Source organism: Pseudomonas sp. NS1(2017) (assembly GCF_002269425.1).
In the GTDB taxonomy this organism is placed as follows: Bacteria; Pseudomonadota; Gammaproteobacteria; order Pseudomonadales; family Pseudomonadaceae; genus Aquipseudomonas; species Aquipseudomonas reactans.
The window spans coordinates 3,309,129-3,326,160 of the sequence record NZ_CP022960.1; the positions used below are offsets into that span (position 1 = coordinate 3,309,129).

A 17,032-nucleotide genomic window follows, 5' to 3' on the forward strand; every position below is an offset into this window, starting at 1 on the left:
TACGTTCTTCGCGAGCAAGCTCGCTCCTACAGGGATAGCGTTGATATCACGGCATCAGTTCTGTCAATTAAATTGCATACAATTGAATTGCTTACTATGTTTAATCTTCTTTTCTTCTTATCGAGGCCTTGCCATGAGCAACAACCTGCTGAGCATCCCTTGCACCACCATCAAGGGTGAGCAAAAGACCTTGGCCGATTTCGCCGGCAAGGCCATTTTGGTGGTCAACACCGCCAGCAAGTGCGGCTTCACCCCGCAATACAAGGGCCTGGAACAGCTCTGGCAGCAGTACAAGGACCAGGGATTGGTGGTATTGGGCTTCCCCTGCAACCAGTTCGGCAAGCAGGAGCCCGGTAACGAAGGCGCGATTTCCGAGTTTTGCGAGCTGAACTTCGGTGTCAGCTTCCCGCTGTTCAAGAAGATCGACGTGAATGGCAGCGACGCCCATCCGTTGTTCGTGCAACTGAAAAAACAGGCACCGGGCCTGCTCGGATCAAAGGGTATCAAGTGGAACTTCACCAAGTTCCTCATCGGTCGTGACGGCTCGGTGGTCAAGCGCTTCGCACCAACGACCAAGCCGCAGGACCTGACCCAAGAGATCGAAGCCCTGCTCAAATGACGGTCTCCCTGGCGCTGGACAATCAACTGTGTTTCAAGCTCTACGCCGCTTCCAGGGCGGTGACCCGCGCGTACAAGCCGATGCTCGATCAACTGGGCCTGACCTACCCGCAATACTTGGTGATGCTGGTGTTGTGGGAGTGGCACACCACAGCGCCGACGCAACCCACGGTCAAGGCATTAGGTGAGCGCTTGATGCTGGATTCGGGCACGTTGACGCCGCTGCTCAAACGCCTTGAGCAACTCAGTCTGGTCAGGCGCCAGCGCAGCGCCAAGGATGAGCGCGAAGTGCACCTGAGCCTGAGCGAAACCGGTGTGCAGTTGCGTGACCAGACCCATGTCCTCAAGACCCGGCTGCTGTGCGACAGCGGCATCGACCTGAACCAGGCTGACGCGCTGCGTGAGGGCTTGGACCAGCTGCTTGGGCAGATCAGAGATTTGTCGTCTTCGGCACCCACAGCTCCAGCAAACCACTGAGTTCCTCACGACGGAACGGCTTGGCCAGGTAGTCATTCATGCCCGCGGCCCGGCAACGCTCGCGCTCTTCGGACAGCGCGTTGGCGGTCAAGGCAACGATCGGCAGCTCCGGCCAGCGCCCGCTGCGACGGATCTGTCGGCTGGCTTCGTAGCCGTCCATCACCGGCATGTTGCAGTCCATCAACACCAGGTCGAAGCGTTGTTCCTCAAGAAACTTCAGCGCCTCGCCACCATGGGCGGCCACGACCACTTCACACCCCAGTTTGCCGAGCATACCCTTGGCCACCAGTTGATTGACCGGGTTGTCCTCCACCAGCAGGATGCGCGCGCGGTGCGCCAGGGGCGCGGCTTCCATCTGGATCGGGTCGAGGATCAGTTGCGCGTCGCTGCGCAAGGTACGTTGCAGTATCTGATACAGCGCATTGCGGCTCAGCGGCCGCGCCTGTTGTTGCAGCGGCGCGAGTGCGGCGACTTCTTCGCTGGGCATGAAGTTGCCATAGGCGGTCACCAGCAGGATCGGCGCGCTGAGGGTGGGGCGCAGGCGAAACAGGCATTCCGGGCAATCGGTGATCAGCAGGTCAGGCATGTGCCCGCTTAAGTCTTCATCACGCGGGTAGCAATGCGGAGTCAGCCCCCAGTGAGGCAGCAGGGTGGTCAGCAATTCGGTCAGGCCGCTGCCGGCACTGGTTATAGCGATCACTTCACCCCTCAGTGGTGCCGGTTGCACTGCGGGCAAATGGATCGGCAGAGGCAGGTCGGCGCAGAACTGGCTACCAAAGCCCACCTCCGAGCTGATGCTCAGCCGGCCCTTCATCGCTTCACACAGGTTGTGCGTGAGTGCCAGGCCGAGGCCCGTACCGCCGAACTGGCGAGTGATGCCGGCGCCGGCCTGGGTGAACGGCTGGAAGATCTTCACCTGGGCTTCTTGCGCAATGCCGATGCCGGTATCACAGACCTCGATGCGTACCAGGCCGTCCCGCGCGCTGAGGCGAACATCGACCCGGCCGAAACGCGTGAACTTCAAGGCGTTGGACAGTAGATTGCTGACGATCTGCCGTACGCGAGTCGGGTCGCCCAGCACCTGGGCGGGAAACTGCGGGTCGATCAGGCAGGTCAGTTCGACACTCGGCGCGGCGTTCTGCGACAACAGGTTGGCGGTGTCTTCCACCAACGAACCCAGGTCGAACGGGATGCGCTCCAACTCCAACTGGCCAGCGTCGAACTTGGACAGGTCGAGGATATCGTTGAGCAACTCCACCAACACCTTGCCCGAGTCATGGGCAATGGACAGTTGCTGACGTTGTTCGGCATTGAGTGGGCTGTCGAGTGACAGTGCGATCATCCCTAGCAGGCCGTTGAGCGGCGTGCGGATTTCGTGGCTCATGTTGGCGAGGAACGCTGCCCGCGCCTGGGCCATGCCCAGTGCATGCATCTTCGCCGCTTCCAGCTCATCGTTGGACTTGCTCAGCCGCTGGTTGCTGGTCTTGAGCTCCAGGGTGCGTGCGGACACGATGTCTTCCAGTTGTCCCAAGTATTCGGTCAACCGATCCTCGGCGTGGCGGCGTTGCTGAATCTCTGTCTCCATGTTTTCAAACTGCTGGTTGGCCACGTTTACCAGCACGCCGATTTCATCGTGCTCGTGGCCTGGCGGGCAATCCAGGCGTGCATGCCGGCGGTTGCTCAGCTCGCGGATGATGCGCACCAGCGGCTGGGTCAGCATCACGTAGAACAGGCCCAACAAGATGCCGGTCAGTAACAGGCTGCGGACGAAGCCGTTGAGCAGGGTGATCTCGGCACGGCGCAGGAAGCGGCTGCCAAAGGCATAGGTGTCCACGTCCAGGCGCAGCACACCGAGGGACTCGTTGGGCATGTGGCTGAGGAACAACCGATCCTCAAACTGACGGTTGGCGCCGAACAGGAAATCGCTGACGGGGCGGTAAGTGCTTTCTTTACGCGGGCGGTCGACATCGGCCAGCACCACGCCATTGTTGTCGATCAACTGGGCATGAATGATGGCGGGGGAGTGCAGCAGGCCCAGGGTTAGTTCCTGGGCCAGTTCGGCGTCGATGTTGTAGGCGATACGTGACGCGGGGTTGTGGCTGATTTCGATCAGCGAGCGAATTTCACGGTTGATGGATGCGTCTTCGCTGGCATAATCAATGCCGATTTGGATCAGGCTGAGCAAGGTTCCCAAGACGAAACCGACCAGCACAGTCAATCTGGCTTGTTTATAAGACAAGCGGTGGGCGAACTTGATATCCATCGAGTGTTGAACCACTTCACGTTTCCCTTCGCCCGGCAAGCATAGCTGAACATCCACAGGCTCTGGCTTACCCGGCATGAATCGTTTTTTACGCAGCCCCGTGCGGTCTGCCGCAGGGTTGCCAATACGCCATCTTTTGCAAGAACTTGCCAGAGGAATAATTGTGGATTCTCGATTGAATGCCTTTCTGGAGCGGGCCGATGCAGTGCTCGCCCGCCTGGAGCCCTTGTTACCCGCACCCCGCCAAGCCATCGATTGGAACCAATGCCTGGCTGCCCGCTGGCAGCGTGAAGGCCGCACGGGTTTCCTGTTGCCGCTGGATGTGAGCTTGGACATGCGCCTGTCCGACCTGATTGGTGTGGACAAGCAACGTGAAACGCTGGCGCGCAATACTCAGCAATTCATCGACGGCCTGCCTGCCAACCATGCACTGCTGTGGGGTTCGCGCGGCACCGGCAAATCCTCTATGGTCCGCGCCTTGCTGGCCCAGCATGCCAAAGCCGGCTTGCGGCTGATTGAAATCGAGCGAGACCATTTGGCCGACTTGCCGCGTGTGGTCGAGCAACTGGTCAAGCTGCCGCAGCGGTTTATTCTGTTCTGCGACGACCTGTCGTTCGAGGCCGGTGAAGGCGATTATCGCGTGCTTAAAAGCGTGCTGGACGGCTCCCTCGAACAGGCCCCGGAAAACGTGCTGCTGTATGCAACCTCCAACCGTCGTCACCTGGTGCCGGAAAACCAGAGCGACAACGACAACTGGAAGCGCGTGGATGGCGAGTTGCACCCAAGCGAAGCGGTGGAGGACAAGATTGCCTTGTCCGACCGGTTTGGTTTGTGGCTGTCGTTCTATCCGTTTACCCAGGAGCATTTCCTCGATGTGGTGGAGCACTGGATCGGCGAACTGGCAAGCAAAGCCGGTTTGCAATGGCAGCGCGATGAAGCCCTCGACATCCTTGCCGTACGCTGGGCCACCGGTCGTGGTAACCGTAACGGTCGCTGCGCGTACCAATTCGCCCGTTACTGGGTGGGCCTCAAATTGCTGGAGCGTCAATCATGATCGACCTACAAAGCGCCGGTACGGGCCTGGATGGCTATGCCATGCTCTGCGCGCAGTTGGAGTCGCTGCTCGCCGATGAGCGGGATTTCATTGCCAACAGTGCGCAATTCTCTGCGTTCTTGTTCAACCAGTTGGATGACTTGAACTGGGCCGGCTTCTACCTCAACCGTAACGAAGAGCTGGTGCTGGGTCCGTTCCAGGGTCAGATCGCCTGTGTGCGCATTCCGTTTGGCCGTGGAGTGTGCGGTGCGGCGGCCGCCTCGCGGCAGACCCAGCGCGTGGAGGATGTGCATGAGTTCCCAGGGCATATCGCCTGTGACAGCGCGTCCAACAGCGAGCTGGTGGTGCCTCTGGTCAAGGACGGCAAACTGATTGGCGTCCTTGACCTCGACAGTCCGTCGCTGGCGCGTTTTACCCCTGAGGATCAGGCGGGTATTGAGCAACTGGCGGCGATTTTCCTGCGTTTGACCGACTGCTGAGGGTTCCATCGGGGGCGAGCAGGCAGGCTCGCTCCTACCTATTGCTCTGTCTGCAAGCTGTCCAGTTGCATTCGCAGCTGCCTTTCCAGTTCAAGCATGCATTTTTCCAGAGCCTTGATGCCGGTTTCGATCAGTGGCAGTTCCTCACCTCGGGCACAGGCCTGTTCCAGCGCCTCGCACTGAGTGGCCAGCAGGTTGGCTTGCACAATGCGCGCGGCGCCCTTGATCTTGTGTGCCTGCTCGATGATGTCCTGGAGTGGCGCCTGTCGAGCCACCAGAGCAACTATTTCCTGGCGATCATGGACGCTGCTGCTCAACAACTCCTCCAGCAGGCGCCGGCTCAGTTGCGGGTCGCCTCCCGTCAGTGCGTCCAGGCTGCTCAGGTCCAGAAGTGTACCGGTGGGTTGCGGGCCGACCTGCGCCAGCTGCCGCTCCAGTACCGTAAGGCTGATGGGTTTGAACAGGCAGTCGTTCATTCCCGCTTCAGTGCAGCGCCGTTTCTCTTCCGGTTGGGCGTTGGCCGTGAAACCCAGTATGACGCAAGGGGTTAACTGCTCGCGTTGTTCATATTCACGGATTGAGCGGCTTAACTCATAGCCGTTCATGATGGGCATGTTGCAGTCGGCAATGACCAGGTCGAAGTGTTCCTGGCGCCAAGCCTGGAAGCCGGCCGCACCATGCTGGGCTGCGGTGAACTGGTGGCCGAGGTAACCTAACTGCTGGCACATCAGCAAACGGTTCGCGGGGTGATCATCCACCACCAGCACATTGAGTACCGGTGCAGGTGTGGGTGTCGCCGCCTTGAGTTCTTCTACAGCTTGCGCGGGCTGCAGGCTTTGCATCTTAAGACTTACGTGCACCTGCGTGCCCACCATGGGGACGCTGCTCAGGCTCAATTGCCCGCCCATCATTGCGCACAGGCTGCGGCAGATCACCAACCCCAGGCCCGCCCCGCTGCGGGCCAAGTGCCCTGAGTTGTCGGCCTGGGAAAAGGGTTCGAACAAGCGCAATTGGTCTTCCCGGCTGATGCCTATACCCGTGTCCTCGACCACCAGCCTCATTTCGACTTGTTGCGGCAGGTCGGTAGGTTGCACGTCCACCTTGACCTTCACCTCGCCGCGTTCAGTGAATTTGATGGCATTGCTCACCAGGTTCGACAGCACTTGCTTGAAGCGCAGCGGGTCGATCAGGACGTCGGTGTCGTTAAGCCCAGGTTTGAACTCCAGCAGCAAACTGAGCGTCTTCTGGCGCGCCAGGCCGTCGAACACGCGAACCACCGACTCAATCACATCCTTCAGGTTTACCCGCTCGGGGGCCAGGCTCAGTCGGCCTGACTCGATGCGCGCGATGTCGAGGATATCGCCGATCAGCTCCAGCAGGTCCTTGGCCGAGTGGTAGGCGACCTCGATGGCCGGGCGATCCAGATGGCCCTGATCCGCTCGCTTTAGGGTCAGTTCCAGCATGCCGATAACGGCGTTCATCGGTGTGCGTATTTCGTGGCTCATGGTCGCAAGGAAGGTACTTTTGGCGCGGTTGGCCTCGTCGGCACGCTCCTTGGCCGCGCGCAGCTCATCGAACAGTTGGCGCCGCTCGCTGATGTCGATCCAGCCTCCGATGATGCCCTGGACTTCGCCGGTCGAGTCGCGATAGGGGAGGATCCAGTGATAAATCGTCAGTTTCTTTCCGCGAATGTGCAGGGATCGATCCAGGATCAGTGGGTTGCCTTGCGCGACCACTCGCTGGTAGTCGGCGTGGTATTGCGACGCTTCTGTTTCCAGTGCCGTATTGATCTGCAGGGCACTTTTCCCGATCACATCTTCACGCTTTACATCGAATACCTGCAGGTAGCTGTCGTTACAGGTCTGCAGCAGGCCCTTGCGGTCGCGTACGTAAATCGGATGAGGCGTTTCATTGACCAGCGCGCGCATGAACTCGAACTGATCGTTGAGGGCGCGCTCGGCCATCCGGCGATGTTTTATCTGGCGGCGCATGTAGGCGTTCCAGCCCAGCGAGATCAATAGCAGCAGCCCGGTGCCGATGATGATCTTGGCAATCAAGTCATGGTAATCGCGCCAGTAGCTGTCGGAGGCGGCGGTGTAGCCTCGCCAGCGGCTGTTGATCACGCCGAGTTCGTCCGGAGCGATACTGAGCAGCGCCTTGTCGAGTATCGAGCTCAATTCCGTGGCGTCGCGTGAGGTGGCCAGCGAGAAGAGGGCGGGCAGGGTGCCGATGCTGGTGCTGATCTGTAATCTGTCCTGGAAGATGTGTGAGGAAAGCAGGTAGTTGGCGACCACCAGTGAGTTCACCGCACCTTCGACTTGCCCTTGGGCCAGCAATTCCGACGCTTTGAAGGTGTCACTGGTTTCCACCAGTTGGATGTGTGGGAAGTCCTTGCGAAGAACGACTTCCAGCGGGTTGCCCTCGGTGATCGCCAGGCGTTTGCCGGCCATTTGCTCCAGGTTTAAAGGGGCGTCAGGCTCTTTGCGCGTCAGCAGTACGTAGGAGTTTTCCAGGTAGGGGCGGCTGAAATTCAGCTCCGTCTCTCGCTCGTTGCTGGGCACAATGGCGCCGATGATATCGGCTTTACCGGTGTCGATTTGTTCGATCATCGCGTTGATGTTACGCCCGCGTTGAATCTCGAAGCGCAGCCCTGTACGCAGGCGTATCAGTTCCAGGAGGTCGGCGGTGATGCCACGGAAATTTCCATCGGCATCAAAGAACGTCAGCGGCGCAAAGGTTTCGTTGGCGATGACCTTGACTACGGGGTGTGCTTTGAGCCAACGCTCTTCGCGTTGGGTCAGTTGCAGCTTCTGATCGGTCAGCAGAATGTCGCTGCCGGCACTCCAGCGTTTGGCGATGTTTTCCCGTTCATGGGTGGGCAGTGCTGCCAGCACGGCGTTCACGATGTTCAATAGGATCTGCTGGTCCTGGCGCAGGGCAAAACTGAACCCGTAGGCTTCGTGTTTGCCGAAGTTGGCCATATGAATGTTTTTCAGGTAGCCCTTGTTGATCATGTAATGAGTGGAAATGGTATCGCCAAGAAACACGTCAGCCTGGTCGAATGCGACGGCGTTCAGCGCATTCTGATAGGAGGGGTAGGCACGAGTAATGGCCTTGGGGTACAGCTTTTGTACCTCCTCCAGTGGCAGGTAGTGGTAGACCAGGCTCAAGCGAAGACCGGCCAGGCCATCGCTCAGGCTGCGGGTTTCCCCTTCGCGTGTTACCAGAACAGGCTGATCCACAGCATACGGCGCCGAAAGGGTGAGCAATGGATGTGTGGCTTCAAAGCCGTTGGAAGAACCCAACAGATCGATTTCACCTGACGCCAGTGCCTGGATGGACGCCTCCCTGGTCGGGTAGCGCTGCACCCTGACGGGCAACGCCAGTGCCTTGGCCAAGACCCCAGCGTAATCGGCAGTGATGCCTTCATAGTCGCGCCCGCTCGACGTGATATCGAAAGGCGGGTAGTCGGGGGCTGCCGTACCCAGTATCAGTTCACGTTTGTTCAGCAGCCACCGGCGTTGAGTGTGGTCCAGTGGCGTGTCAAGTTGGACGTTCCCTGCTCGGCTCAGTAAATTGTAGTGCTCCGGTTGTGTGGCAGCTGCGAGCACGGTGGTGCTCAAGCACACGCCTGCGCTCAATATAATGAAATAGTCCTTTATACACTTCGGCATCCGCTTTCTCACACCAGCGCGTTTCGTTTTGCCAGCTCGATAAGTTCTACCAAGGACTTTGCTTTCAGTTTTTGCATGAGTCTCTTTTTATAAGTGCTGACAGTTTTGTTACTTAAAAACATGCCTTTGGCAATTTCCTTGTTTGTACGGCCTTGTGCAAAAAGTTGCAAAACCATTAACTCGCGATCATTCACAGTTTTGAACAGCTCCAGCTCTTCGTAGTTTGCTTCAGGTCCACACGTGTTCAAGGCCTGGCTGGGAAAATAGTTATAACCGGACAATACGGCGCGGATCGCACTCAGCAGCTCACTCAGATCACCTTCCTTGCACACATAACCATCAGCCCCTGAGCGCATGCAGCGGGTGGCGAAAAGAGTTGGGGTTTGCGCCGTGAGGATAAGGGTTTTCATCGAGGTATTCATGGAATTGAAGCGGCATAGCACTTCGAGCCCATCCAGTTTTGGGATGCCGATGTCGAGAATAATCAAGTCCGGAAGGCATTCGCGAACCATTTGTATCGCATCGCAGCCGTTGTCGGTCTCGCCAACGACTTTATAACCTTCGTGTTCCAGCAGCATTCGAATGGCCAGCCTGATAACAGGGTGATCATCGATGATGAAAACTGTGTTCATAATCACATTCCACGCAAGTGCAAATAAAGCGGGCACATTAGCTCAGAAGTTGAGGGGAGAGGACGAAGCAGCGGGGGGTGGGATGCAAAACAGGAATGTTCCTACAACAAAAACGGCTAAGGCTCACGCATTACGAAGGCTTTGCGGGCATTCATGCCGGCACTTCAGATTGTGTGAGGGGCAATCTCCATGCCTGATACTGTCTGACCCATTTCCGGTAAGTTATCTTAAAACAGGATGTTTAATTTCCTACATTGATGAAGGCCATGAGTTCGTCCTGGTTCAGCGGTTTCGATAAGTAACCAAGCATCGGCAGGTTACGCCGAAGGGCCTGCTTGCTCAGATTCTCCAGTTCGATCACGGGTAAACCACTGAGTAAAATGGCCGCCGCTATAAAACACCGGCGGCTGGCGATTTCTATCAACTCCAGTCCAGGCAGGTCGGGCAGGCATTGATCGCACAGCATGAGGTCGAAGGGGGCTGCGCACTGCGTCATCAGTTGGATCGCTTGCCCAGCGTTTTCAGCCAGCGTCAATTGGTCGAAACCAAAGTTGTTGAGCAGGCATTGGGTGGCGAGGAGCTGAAAGGGGTGATCCTCCACCACCAGGAGACGAAGGTTGGACTTGAGCATAGGTAGGGCACACGGTGAGTCAGATGGCGATTGGGCGAGACGTAAAAACGTGCGCGATTGTTCATCGGATGCTTGTACGAATTCGATCAGTCCGCTCTGTTCCCTTTGTAGGTAGCTTCCTTTCAGGGAGCAGGCGGATGATCAACCGCTATTGAGGGCTCGAGCGTCCGGTCATTTCCCGCGCCATTTCGGTGGCATAGCTGTCGGTCATGCCGGCGATGAAGTCGATCATGCGCAGAAACGATGCGTGCAGCGGCCATTCGGGGTTCGGCGCGTTGTTGCCCAACAGATCGAGAATGCGTCGGTTCTTGAACGACGGCGTGCGTCCGCCATGCTGCTCCAGTGCCGCACCGCAGAACGCATTCAAGAGAATTTCCAGAGTGGTGTAGGCGCCAATCTCATGCAAGGTCTTGCGCTTGTCCTGGAGGATCTTCTTGCGCGCCATGTCTTTGGCATCCAGCACACAGCGCTTGGCTGGGCCATGCATGTGTTCAACCAGGTCGCCGGGCAGTGTGCCGGCGAGCAAGGCGTCCTGTTGCTCGACGAAGGCGCTCGCTGCGGCGTTGGTCAAATGTTCGATGGCCTTGCCACGCAGGATCGCCAGCTTGCGTCGGCGGGAGTCCTGGGCGCCTAGTTGACGATAGGTCTGGGGCAGGTCATCGCCCACCAGGTTGAGCAGCAGCGACTCGACTTCGGCGTACTCCAGCAACTCCATTTCCAGACCGTCTTCCAGGTCGATCAGGGCGTAGCAGATGTCATCTGCCGCCTCCATCAGATACACCAGCGGGTGCCGGGCCCAGCGTTGCTCTTCGAGTTGTGGCAGGCCGAGCTTGTGGGCGATCTGCTCGAGGATTGGCAGTTCGCTCTGGTAGCAGCCGAACTTGTGCTTTTTGTAACCCAGGGAGTCGGCGTGCCGGGCAGTCCAGGGATATTTCAGGTAGGTGCCCAGGGTGGCGTAGGTCAACCGCGTGCCGCCGTCGAACTGGTGGTACTCAAGCTGGGTCAGCACCCGAAAGCCCTGGGCGTTGCCTTCAAAATTCAGGAAGTCATTGCGCTCGGCGCTGCTCATGTCGTCCAGCCAACCGCGTCCCGCGGCTTGCTGGAACCAGTGGCGGATAGCGTCTTCGCCGGAGTGCCCGAACGGTGGGTTGCCGATGTCATGGGCCAGGCAGGCCGACTGCACCACCATGCCCAGGTCGCTCGGGTCGCACCAGTCGGGCAGGGCGCTGCGCAGGGTTTCGCCGACGCGCATGCCGAGGGAGCGACCCACGCAGCTCACTTCCAGGGAATGGGTCAGACGCGTGTGAATATGGTCGTTGCTGGAGACCGGGTGCACTTGGGTCTTGCGGCCCAGGCGACGAAACGCGCCGGAGAAGATAATACGGTCATGGTCTTTGTGAAACGGGCTTCGCCCCAGTTCTTCCGGGCTGTGCAGCGGTTTACCAAGACGTTCGCGAGTCAACAGGGTGGGCCAATCCAAGGCGGGTACTCTCCGTGCGGTGAATGACCCTCCCAGCTTCCCGGTTCAGCGCGGCCTGGGCAAGCGAAAATCTACAGCCCGGCCGCGTCGATATCGATTAACAGTAAGCGCTGACCGTTATCGAAGAATTGTCCGGCGGTGAGGCAATACTGGTTGGTGGTGGCGTCGCGGTAGGTTGAAGACAACGTCAGGCGGCGCTCTTCCCAGCCCTCGGCCAGCAGGTGGTAGAAGTACGGGCGCCATGACCAGTTGTGGCCCAGGTAGCGGCTGTCGGATTGCCAGGCATCCTGGCGCCACTCGAAGTTCGGTGTGAGTTGAGTGCCATGCCGGTCGCACTGATAGAAGCGCAGCAGCCAGGGAAAAGCCGGCAGTTGCGGCAGTTGGTTCAGCGGCGATTGCCCCTGGGCCCAGGTTTGCAGGATCTTCATCAGTTCGGCCAATTGTTGGCGCAGTTGCATGACGCGCCCGCGTTCCGCCAGCTTCTGCTGGACGTAGGTTGTGCGCAACTGGGCGAAACGCGGCACGAAGGCCTCGGCGGCGAACCAGTCCAACTGCGCCTGGGCAAACAGATAGCCCTGCACATAGCGCGAGCCGCACTCCAGGGCGAAGCTCAACTGCGCCTCGGTTTCCACGCCTTCGGCAATGATCCAGCAGCCGGTCTTCTCGGCCATCTGGGCCAGGGCTCGCACCACTTCACTGCTCGGCCCACCACGAGCGGCGTCCTGAAAGAGGCGCATGTCCAGCTTGAGGATATCCGGCTGCAACGCCAGCACCCGGTCGAGCTGGGAGTAGCCGGCGCCAAAGTCGTCGATGGCGATGCGCGCACCGGCTTCGCGGTAGCGCGCCACCACGTCTGCCAGGCGCCGGATGTCGCCACCCAGTTCGGTGATCTCGAACACGATGCGCTGCGGGTCGACGCCATGGTGGTGGATCTGTTTCAGGCTTGGCAGGGCTTGACCTGGACGCAGCCGATTGATCCAACGCGGCGAGATGTTCAGGCTCAGGAACCAGTCCTCGGGCGCTTCGTGCAATCGGCTCAGCGCATTGTCGCGAATCTGCCGGTCGAGCCGGCGCAAGGTTACGCCCGGCGTGCGCGGGTCAGCGAACAGCGGGCCCACGGATTGCAGGCGGCCGTCAGCCTGGCGCAGACGGCCCAGGGCCTCGACGCCGGCAATGCGGCCGGTGGCGGTGTCGATAAACGGCTGGAAGCAGGCGAGCGGTTGCCCGTCGATCACGGGGCCTCCTTAAGAACCTTGGCGAAAAAAAAGGCCCGGCCCTCGAAAACGAGGGCCGGGCCGATTCTGTTAGCAAGAATGCAGCCAGCCAGGCTCAACTTTTACGCGAAGAGCCCTGCATGGCCAGTTTGATCAGTGGGATCAAGCCGGCGCCGAGGCGCACCAGGCGCGTCAGGCTGCTGATACCGCCGCCCTTGGCGCCTTTGCCGGTAAAGAAACCCATCAGTGTCACCGCGGCCACGCCCCACAGCGGCGCGTGCTTGATGCCCAGGCTGTCCTGCCAGTTGCTCCCCAGGTTGCGCACCTTGTTCAGCGGCAGCATCAGTTGCTGGGACTCGTGGCGGATCTCCTGACGGTGCATTTCCATGCGCAGGCGGATCAATGCCTTGCGCATTTCCCGGCGGGAAGTGGTTTGCGGGATTTCAGTGATGCTCATGGCAGCAGGCGCTCCCGGTCATTGGCCAGCTCTTCGAGGGTGGCGTGGAACGGCGTGGACTCATCGAACACCGCCGCCTTCAAGCGCACCCCGCAGAACGCGGCGGCCAAGCTGTAGAACACGCAGAGGCAGATGATCCCGGTCAGTCGGTAGCCGGTGTCCCACACCAGGATCATCACCAGGGTCGACAGCCCCACCAGCAGCAACAACGCAAACACCAGCGCCAGGCCGGCAAACAGCAGCAGGCTGACAGTGCGGGCTTTTTGTTCCTGCAATTCGATGCCAAACAATTCGACGTGGCTGTGCAGCAAGCCCAGCACGGCCGCGCCCAGACGTCTTGAGGTGGTGCCCGTGGACGAGCCCGTTTCGCCGATAGACATGGTTAGCGCCTTGTGGCCAGCAGGCCGATCAGAAAGCCCACGCCGGCGGCAATGCCCACCGACTGCCAAGGGTTGGCTTGCACGTAGTCTTCGGTCGCAGTGACCGCCGCCTGGCCGCGTTCGCGCAGGGAGTCTTCGGTCAATTGCAGGGTTTCGCGGGCCTTGAGCAGGCTTTCGTGGATCTTGCTGCGCAGTTCGTCAGCCTGATCGCCGGCGAGGACCTTGGTGTCATCCAGCAACTTTTCGGTGTCGCTGACCAGGGTTTGAAAATCCGCCATCAGTATTTCTTGAGCAGTCTTTGCAGTTCTTCTGGCCATGGTTATCTCCGTGATTGGCTGATCTGTACGTTTCGAGTCACCGGCGTCGGTGAAGGTTCAGTGCAATTGTGTGGTACAGCTTTTGCTTTGCCTTGGTGCGCCGCCCCGAAGGCTTGCGCTGAATCTGGGCGGTCAGGCAGGAAGCCTTGAAAAACCTTACCCTAAATAACTGAAATTCGCGGAAAAACCCTGTCGGCAACGGCCTGTTGTGTTGATCGCTGCGCTAAAGCGGTTCACGCCCTCTGAAGAGGGGTGGGACCGGCGGTGCCAATTTAGTGCGCGCAACCTGCGCTTGAACCGCTTTGGTGCTTTTTGCCTTTATCGCAGGCCTGCCAATCTCCATGGAAAATGTGCAAAGTGCAGTGGACACCCTCGTCCACAGTTCCAATACCCTGTTTATCCTGATCGGCGCGGTCATGGTCCTGGCCATGCACGCCGGCTTCGCGTTCCTCGAAGTCGGTACGGTGCGCCAGAAGAACCAGGTCAACGCCTTGTCGAAGATCCTCAGCGACTTCGCCATTTCCACCCTGGCCTATTTCTTTATAGGCTATTGGATCTCCTATGGCGTGAGCTTCATGCAACCGGCGGCGGTGATCAGCGCCGATCACGGCTATGGCCTGGTGAAGTTTTTCTTTCTGCTGACCTTTGCGGCGGCAATCCCGGCGATCATTTCCGGGGGCATTGCCGAGCGTGCAAGGTTTGCTCCACAGCTTTGCGCAACGGCGTTGATCGTGGCGTTTATCTACCCGTTTTTCGAGGGCATGGTGTGGAACGGCAATTTCGGCCTGCAGGCCTGGTTGCTCGCGACCTTTGGCGCCAGCTTCCATGACTTCGCCGGTTCCGTGGTGGTGCACGCCATGGGCGGTTGGCTGGCGCTGGCGGCGGTGTTGCTGCTGGGCCCGCGCAACGGGCGCTACCGCGAAGGGCGCCTGGTGGCGTTTGCACCGTCGAGCATTCCATTCCTGGCATTGGGCTCGTGGATCCTGATCGTCGGCTGGTTCGGCTTCAACGTGATGAGCGCGCAGACGTTGAATGGCGTCAGCGGTCTGGTCGCCGTCAACTCGCTGATGGCCATGGTCGGCGGCACATTTGCGGCCCTGATCATCGGCCGCAACGACCCAGGCTTCCTGCACAACGGCCCGTTGGCCGGGTTGGTGGCGATTTGCGCCGGCTCGGACCTGATGCACCCGGTAGGCGCGCTGGTCACAGGTGCCATCGCTGGAGGCCTGTTTGTGTGGTTCTTTATTGCGGCCCAGGATCGCTGGAAGATCGACGATGTGCTGGGTGTGTGGCCCCTGCACGGTCTGTGCGGCGTGTGGGGCGGCATCGCCTGCGGCATCTTCGGTCAGACCGCGCTGGGTGGGTTGGGCGGTGTCAGCCTGGTCAGCCAGTTGATCGGCACCGCCCTCGGCGTGCTGGTGGCGCTGGCGGGCGGCCTGTTGGTGTATGGCGTGATCAAGCGCGTCACCGGGCTACGCTTGAGCCAGGAACAGGAGTATTACGGCGCGGACCTGTCGATCCACAAGATCGGCGCGGTCAGTCAGGATTGATCGGCTCGTCTGCCTGCCGATAAAAACCGTGCAGCAGGCGATAGCGGTTCTGCCGCACTTCATCGACCCGTGCCTGTACCTGTTGGTCCGGCAGGCCTAGCAGAATCAGGGCGTGGGAGGCGAGCATCAGGCTCGACTCCAGTAACTCGGGCACCACTTCACTGGCGCCCGCGACTTTCAGTTCTGCTAACTGGCTGTCGTCGCGGGTACGCACCAGGATTGGCACGTCGGCGTTGATCCGGCGCGCTTCCTTGAGTACCACCAGCGCCACATCGGTGTTGTCCACGGCAATCACCACCAATCGCGCGCGCTCCAGGCCGACAGCACTGAGCAACGCGCCACGCCGACAATCGCCGTAATGCACGCTGCTGTCTTCAGTGGCGGCCTCCTGCACCCGTTCCGGGTCGTCATCCAGGGCGATGAAGGGCTGTTGTTCCTTGCGCAGAAAACGCCCGATGGATTGGCCGACGCGTCCATAGCCACAGATCACCGCGTGCCCGCGCAGCTCGGCGTTGAGCGCGGTGATTTCTTCCAACTGCACCTGCTGGTTGGGCTTGCGGTGCAGGCGCAGGGCGATGGCGGGGGCGGCGCGCAACAACAACGGCGTGAGCAACATCGAGCAAAAGGTAGCCGCGAGCAGCAAACCGTTGAACTCATCCGGGATCAGCCGGCTCTGCTGCATCTGTGCCATCAACGCAAAGCAGAACTCGCCACCCTGGGCCAGGGCCAGGCCGCTGCGCCAGGCGGTTTCACTGTCACTGCCGCGCAGCTTGACCAGCATGGCGACCACGCAGCCTTTGACCTGCATCAAGGTGAGAGTGAGGCCGAGGATCAGCAGGCTATGGCTGACAAACAGTTGCAGGTCGATAAGCATGCCGATGCTGACGAAAAACAACCCCAGCAGGATGTCGCGAAACGGCCGGATATCCGCCTCGATCTGGTGGCGGTAATGGCTTTCGCCCAGCAGCATGCCAGCCAGGAAGGCCCCGAGCGCAGGGGAGAGCCCCAACAGGTGAGTGAGCCAGGCCGTCAGCAACACAATCACCAGTGCCAGCAGCACGAACAGTTCCGCCGAGTGCGACGCAGCGACTTCATGGAACAGGCGCGGCAATAACCAGCGGCTGGCCAACAGCAGGCCGACAAACAGCACCACGGTCTTGCCCAGTGTCAGGGGCAGCGCCCAATACCAGGCTTGCTCGCCAGTGCCAGCGAACACCGGCACCAAGGTCAGCAGCAATACCGCCACCACGTCCTGGAAGAGCAACACGCCAATCGCGTTCTGGCCATGGCTACTGAAGATTTCCCCAAGGCTGGTCAACTCCTTGCTGACGATGGCCGTGGACGACAACGCCAGCCCAGCCCCCAGCAACAAGGCGATACCCGGCGCCACCCCGAGGATCATCAGCAACAGCCCCAGCAGCACCCCGCAGCCCAGCACCTGCAAACTGCCCAGGCCAAACACCACACGGCGCAAGGCAAGCATCTTGGTCAGGGAAAACTCCAGGCCCAGGGAAAACAGCAGGAACACCACGCCCAGTTCGGCCAGGTCGGGCAGTTCTTCGCTGTCATTCACCCAATCCAATGCGGTGGGCCCCACGGCCAGGCCGACGCACAGGTAGCCCAGCACGGGTGGCAATTGCAGGCGACGAAACAGCGCAATCACCACCAGGGATGAGGCCAGGATAATCAGCAGGTTGGCAAACACACGCATCTCCATTGCAGGGGGGCAGGCAAAAAGCCGCGAGAATCGCTGAAACAGTTATAGGCCATGGTGATCTGGGTCAGGTCTTTTCCGGTCAATGGATT

At 59.8% G+C, this 17,032-nt stretch carries 15 protein-coding genes; 5 read left to right on the forward strand and 10 right to left on the reverse strand.

What is annotated here, in order from left to right:
* The first annotated feature begins 133 nt into the window (after positions 1-133).
* Together CI807_RS15715 and CI807_RS15720 are read left to right on the forward strand one after the other, a co-directional pair.
* Positions 134-619, forward strand: a complete 486-nt coding sequence (locus CI807_RS15715; RefSeq protein ID WP_095015281.1) for a glutathione peroxidase — start codon at positions 134-136, stop codon at positions 617-619.
* A complete protein-coding gene (locus CI807_RS15720) occupies positions 616-1,095 on the forward strand; it encodes a MarR family winged helix-turn-helix transcriptional regulator (RefSeq protein WP_095015282.1) in 480 nt (159 codons plus the stop codon). The genes CI807_RS15715 and CI807_RS15720 overlap by 4 nt, the downstream gene beginning before the upstream one ends.
* On the opposite strand, the gene CI807_RS15725 is transcribed toward CI807_RS15720, so the two are convergent.
* Entirely contained in the window at positions 1,049-3,358 is a 2,310-nt protein-coding gene (locus tag CI807_RS15725; protein ID WP_095015283.1) for a response regulator, read from the reverse strand. The genes CI807_RS15720 and CI807_RS15725 overlap by 47 nt on opposite strands.
* Positions 3,359-3,521: 163 nt before the next feature.
* On the opposite strand from CI807_RS15725, the gene CI807_RS15730 reads away from it, so the two are divergent.
* Entirely contained in the window at positions 3,522-4,412 is an 891-nt protein-coding gene (locus CI807_RS15730; RefSeq protein WP_016978467.1) for an ATP-binding protein, read from the forward strand.
* Complete coding sequence (locus tag CI807_RS15735) at positions 4,409-4,891, forward strand: GAF domain-containing protein (RefSeq protein ID WP_016978468.1); 483 nt, start codon at positions 4,409-4,411, stop codon at positions 4,889-4,891. Before CI807_RS15730 ends, CI807_RS15735 begins: the two co-directional genes overlap by 4 nt.
* 38 nt (positions 4,892-4,929) lie before the next feature.
* Here CI807_RS15735 and CI807_RS15740 read toward each other — a convergent pair whose 3' ends face one another.
* The 8 genes from CI807_RS15740 to CI807_RS15775 form a co-directional block, all read right to left on the reverse strand.
* Positions 4,930-8,565 (reverse strand): transporter substrate-binding domain-containing protein, encoded by a 3,636-nt coding sequence (locus CI807_RS15740; protein ID WP_095015284.1) that lies wholly within the window; start codon positions 8,563-8,565, stop codon positions 4,930-4,932.
* A gap of 8 nt (positions 8,566-8,573) precedes the next feature.
* Positions 8,574-9,197 carry a response regulator transcription factor gene (locus CI807_RS15745; protein WP_016978470.1) on the reverse strand — a complete coding sequence of 208 codons (624 nt, stop codon included), beginning with the start codon at positions 9,195-9,197 and terminating at the stop codon, positions 8,574-8,576.
* 241 nt (positions 9,198-9,438) lie between these two features.
* Entirely contained in the window at positions 9,439-9,828 is a 390-nt protein-coding gene (locus tag CI807_RS15750) for a response regulator (protein WP_095015285.1), read from the reverse strand.
* 148 nt (positions 9,829-9,976) lie between these two features.
* On the reverse strand, positions 9,977-11,308 hold the full coding sequence (locus CI807_RS15755; protein ID WP_095015286.1) for a deoxyguanosinetriphosphate triphosphohydrolase: 1,332 nt from the start codon (positions 11,306-11,308) through the stop codon (positions 9,977-9,979).
* Between the two features lie 71 nt (positions 11,309-11,379).
* The gene (locus CI807_RS15760; protein WP_028615670.1) at positions 11,380-12,543 is read right to left on the reverse strand and encodes an EAL domain-containing protein; all 1,164 of its coding nucleotides are present in this window, start codon (positions 12,541-12,543) and stop codon (positions 11,380-11,382) included.
* A gap of 94 nt (positions 12,544-12,637) precedes the next feature.
* A complete protein-coding gene (locus CI807_RS15765) occupies positions 12,638-12,979 on the reverse strand; it encodes a hypothetical protein (protein ID WP_028615671.1) in 342 nt (113 codons plus the stop codon).
* Complete coding sequence (locus CI807_RS15770; protein ID WP_012723020.1) at positions 12,976-13,359, reverse strand: phage holin family protein; 384 nt, start codon at positions 13,357-13,359, stop codon at positions 12,976-12,978. Before CI807_RS15770 ends, CI807_RS15765 begins: the two co-directional genes overlap by 4 nt.
* A gap of 2 nt (positions 13,360-13,361) precedes the next feature.
* Positions 13,362-13,676 (reverse strand): YqjD family protein, encoded by a 315-nt coding sequence (locus CI807_RS15775; protein WP_010211812.1) that lies wholly within the window; start codon positions 13,674-13,676, stop codon positions 13,362-13,364.
* Between the two features lie 341 nt (positions 13,677-14,017).
* On the opposite strand from CI807_RS15775, the gene CI807_RS15780 reads away from it, so the two are divergent.
* A complete protein-coding gene (locus tag CI807_RS15780) occupies positions 14,018-15,226 on the forward strand; it encodes an ammonium transporter (protein ID WP_095017562.1) in 1,209 nt (402 codons plus the stop codon).
* Here CI807_RS15780 and CI807_RS15785 read toward each other — a convergent pair.
* A complete protein-coding gene (locus tag CI807_RS15785) occupies positions 15,213-16,937 on the reverse strand; it encodes a monovalent cation:proton antiporter-2 (CPA2) family protein (RefSeq protein ID WP_157742035.1) in 1,725 nt (574 codons plus the stop codon). The genes CI807_RS15780 and CI807_RS15785 overlap by 14 nt on opposite strands.
* Positions 16,938-17,032: the final 95 nt, after the last annotated feature.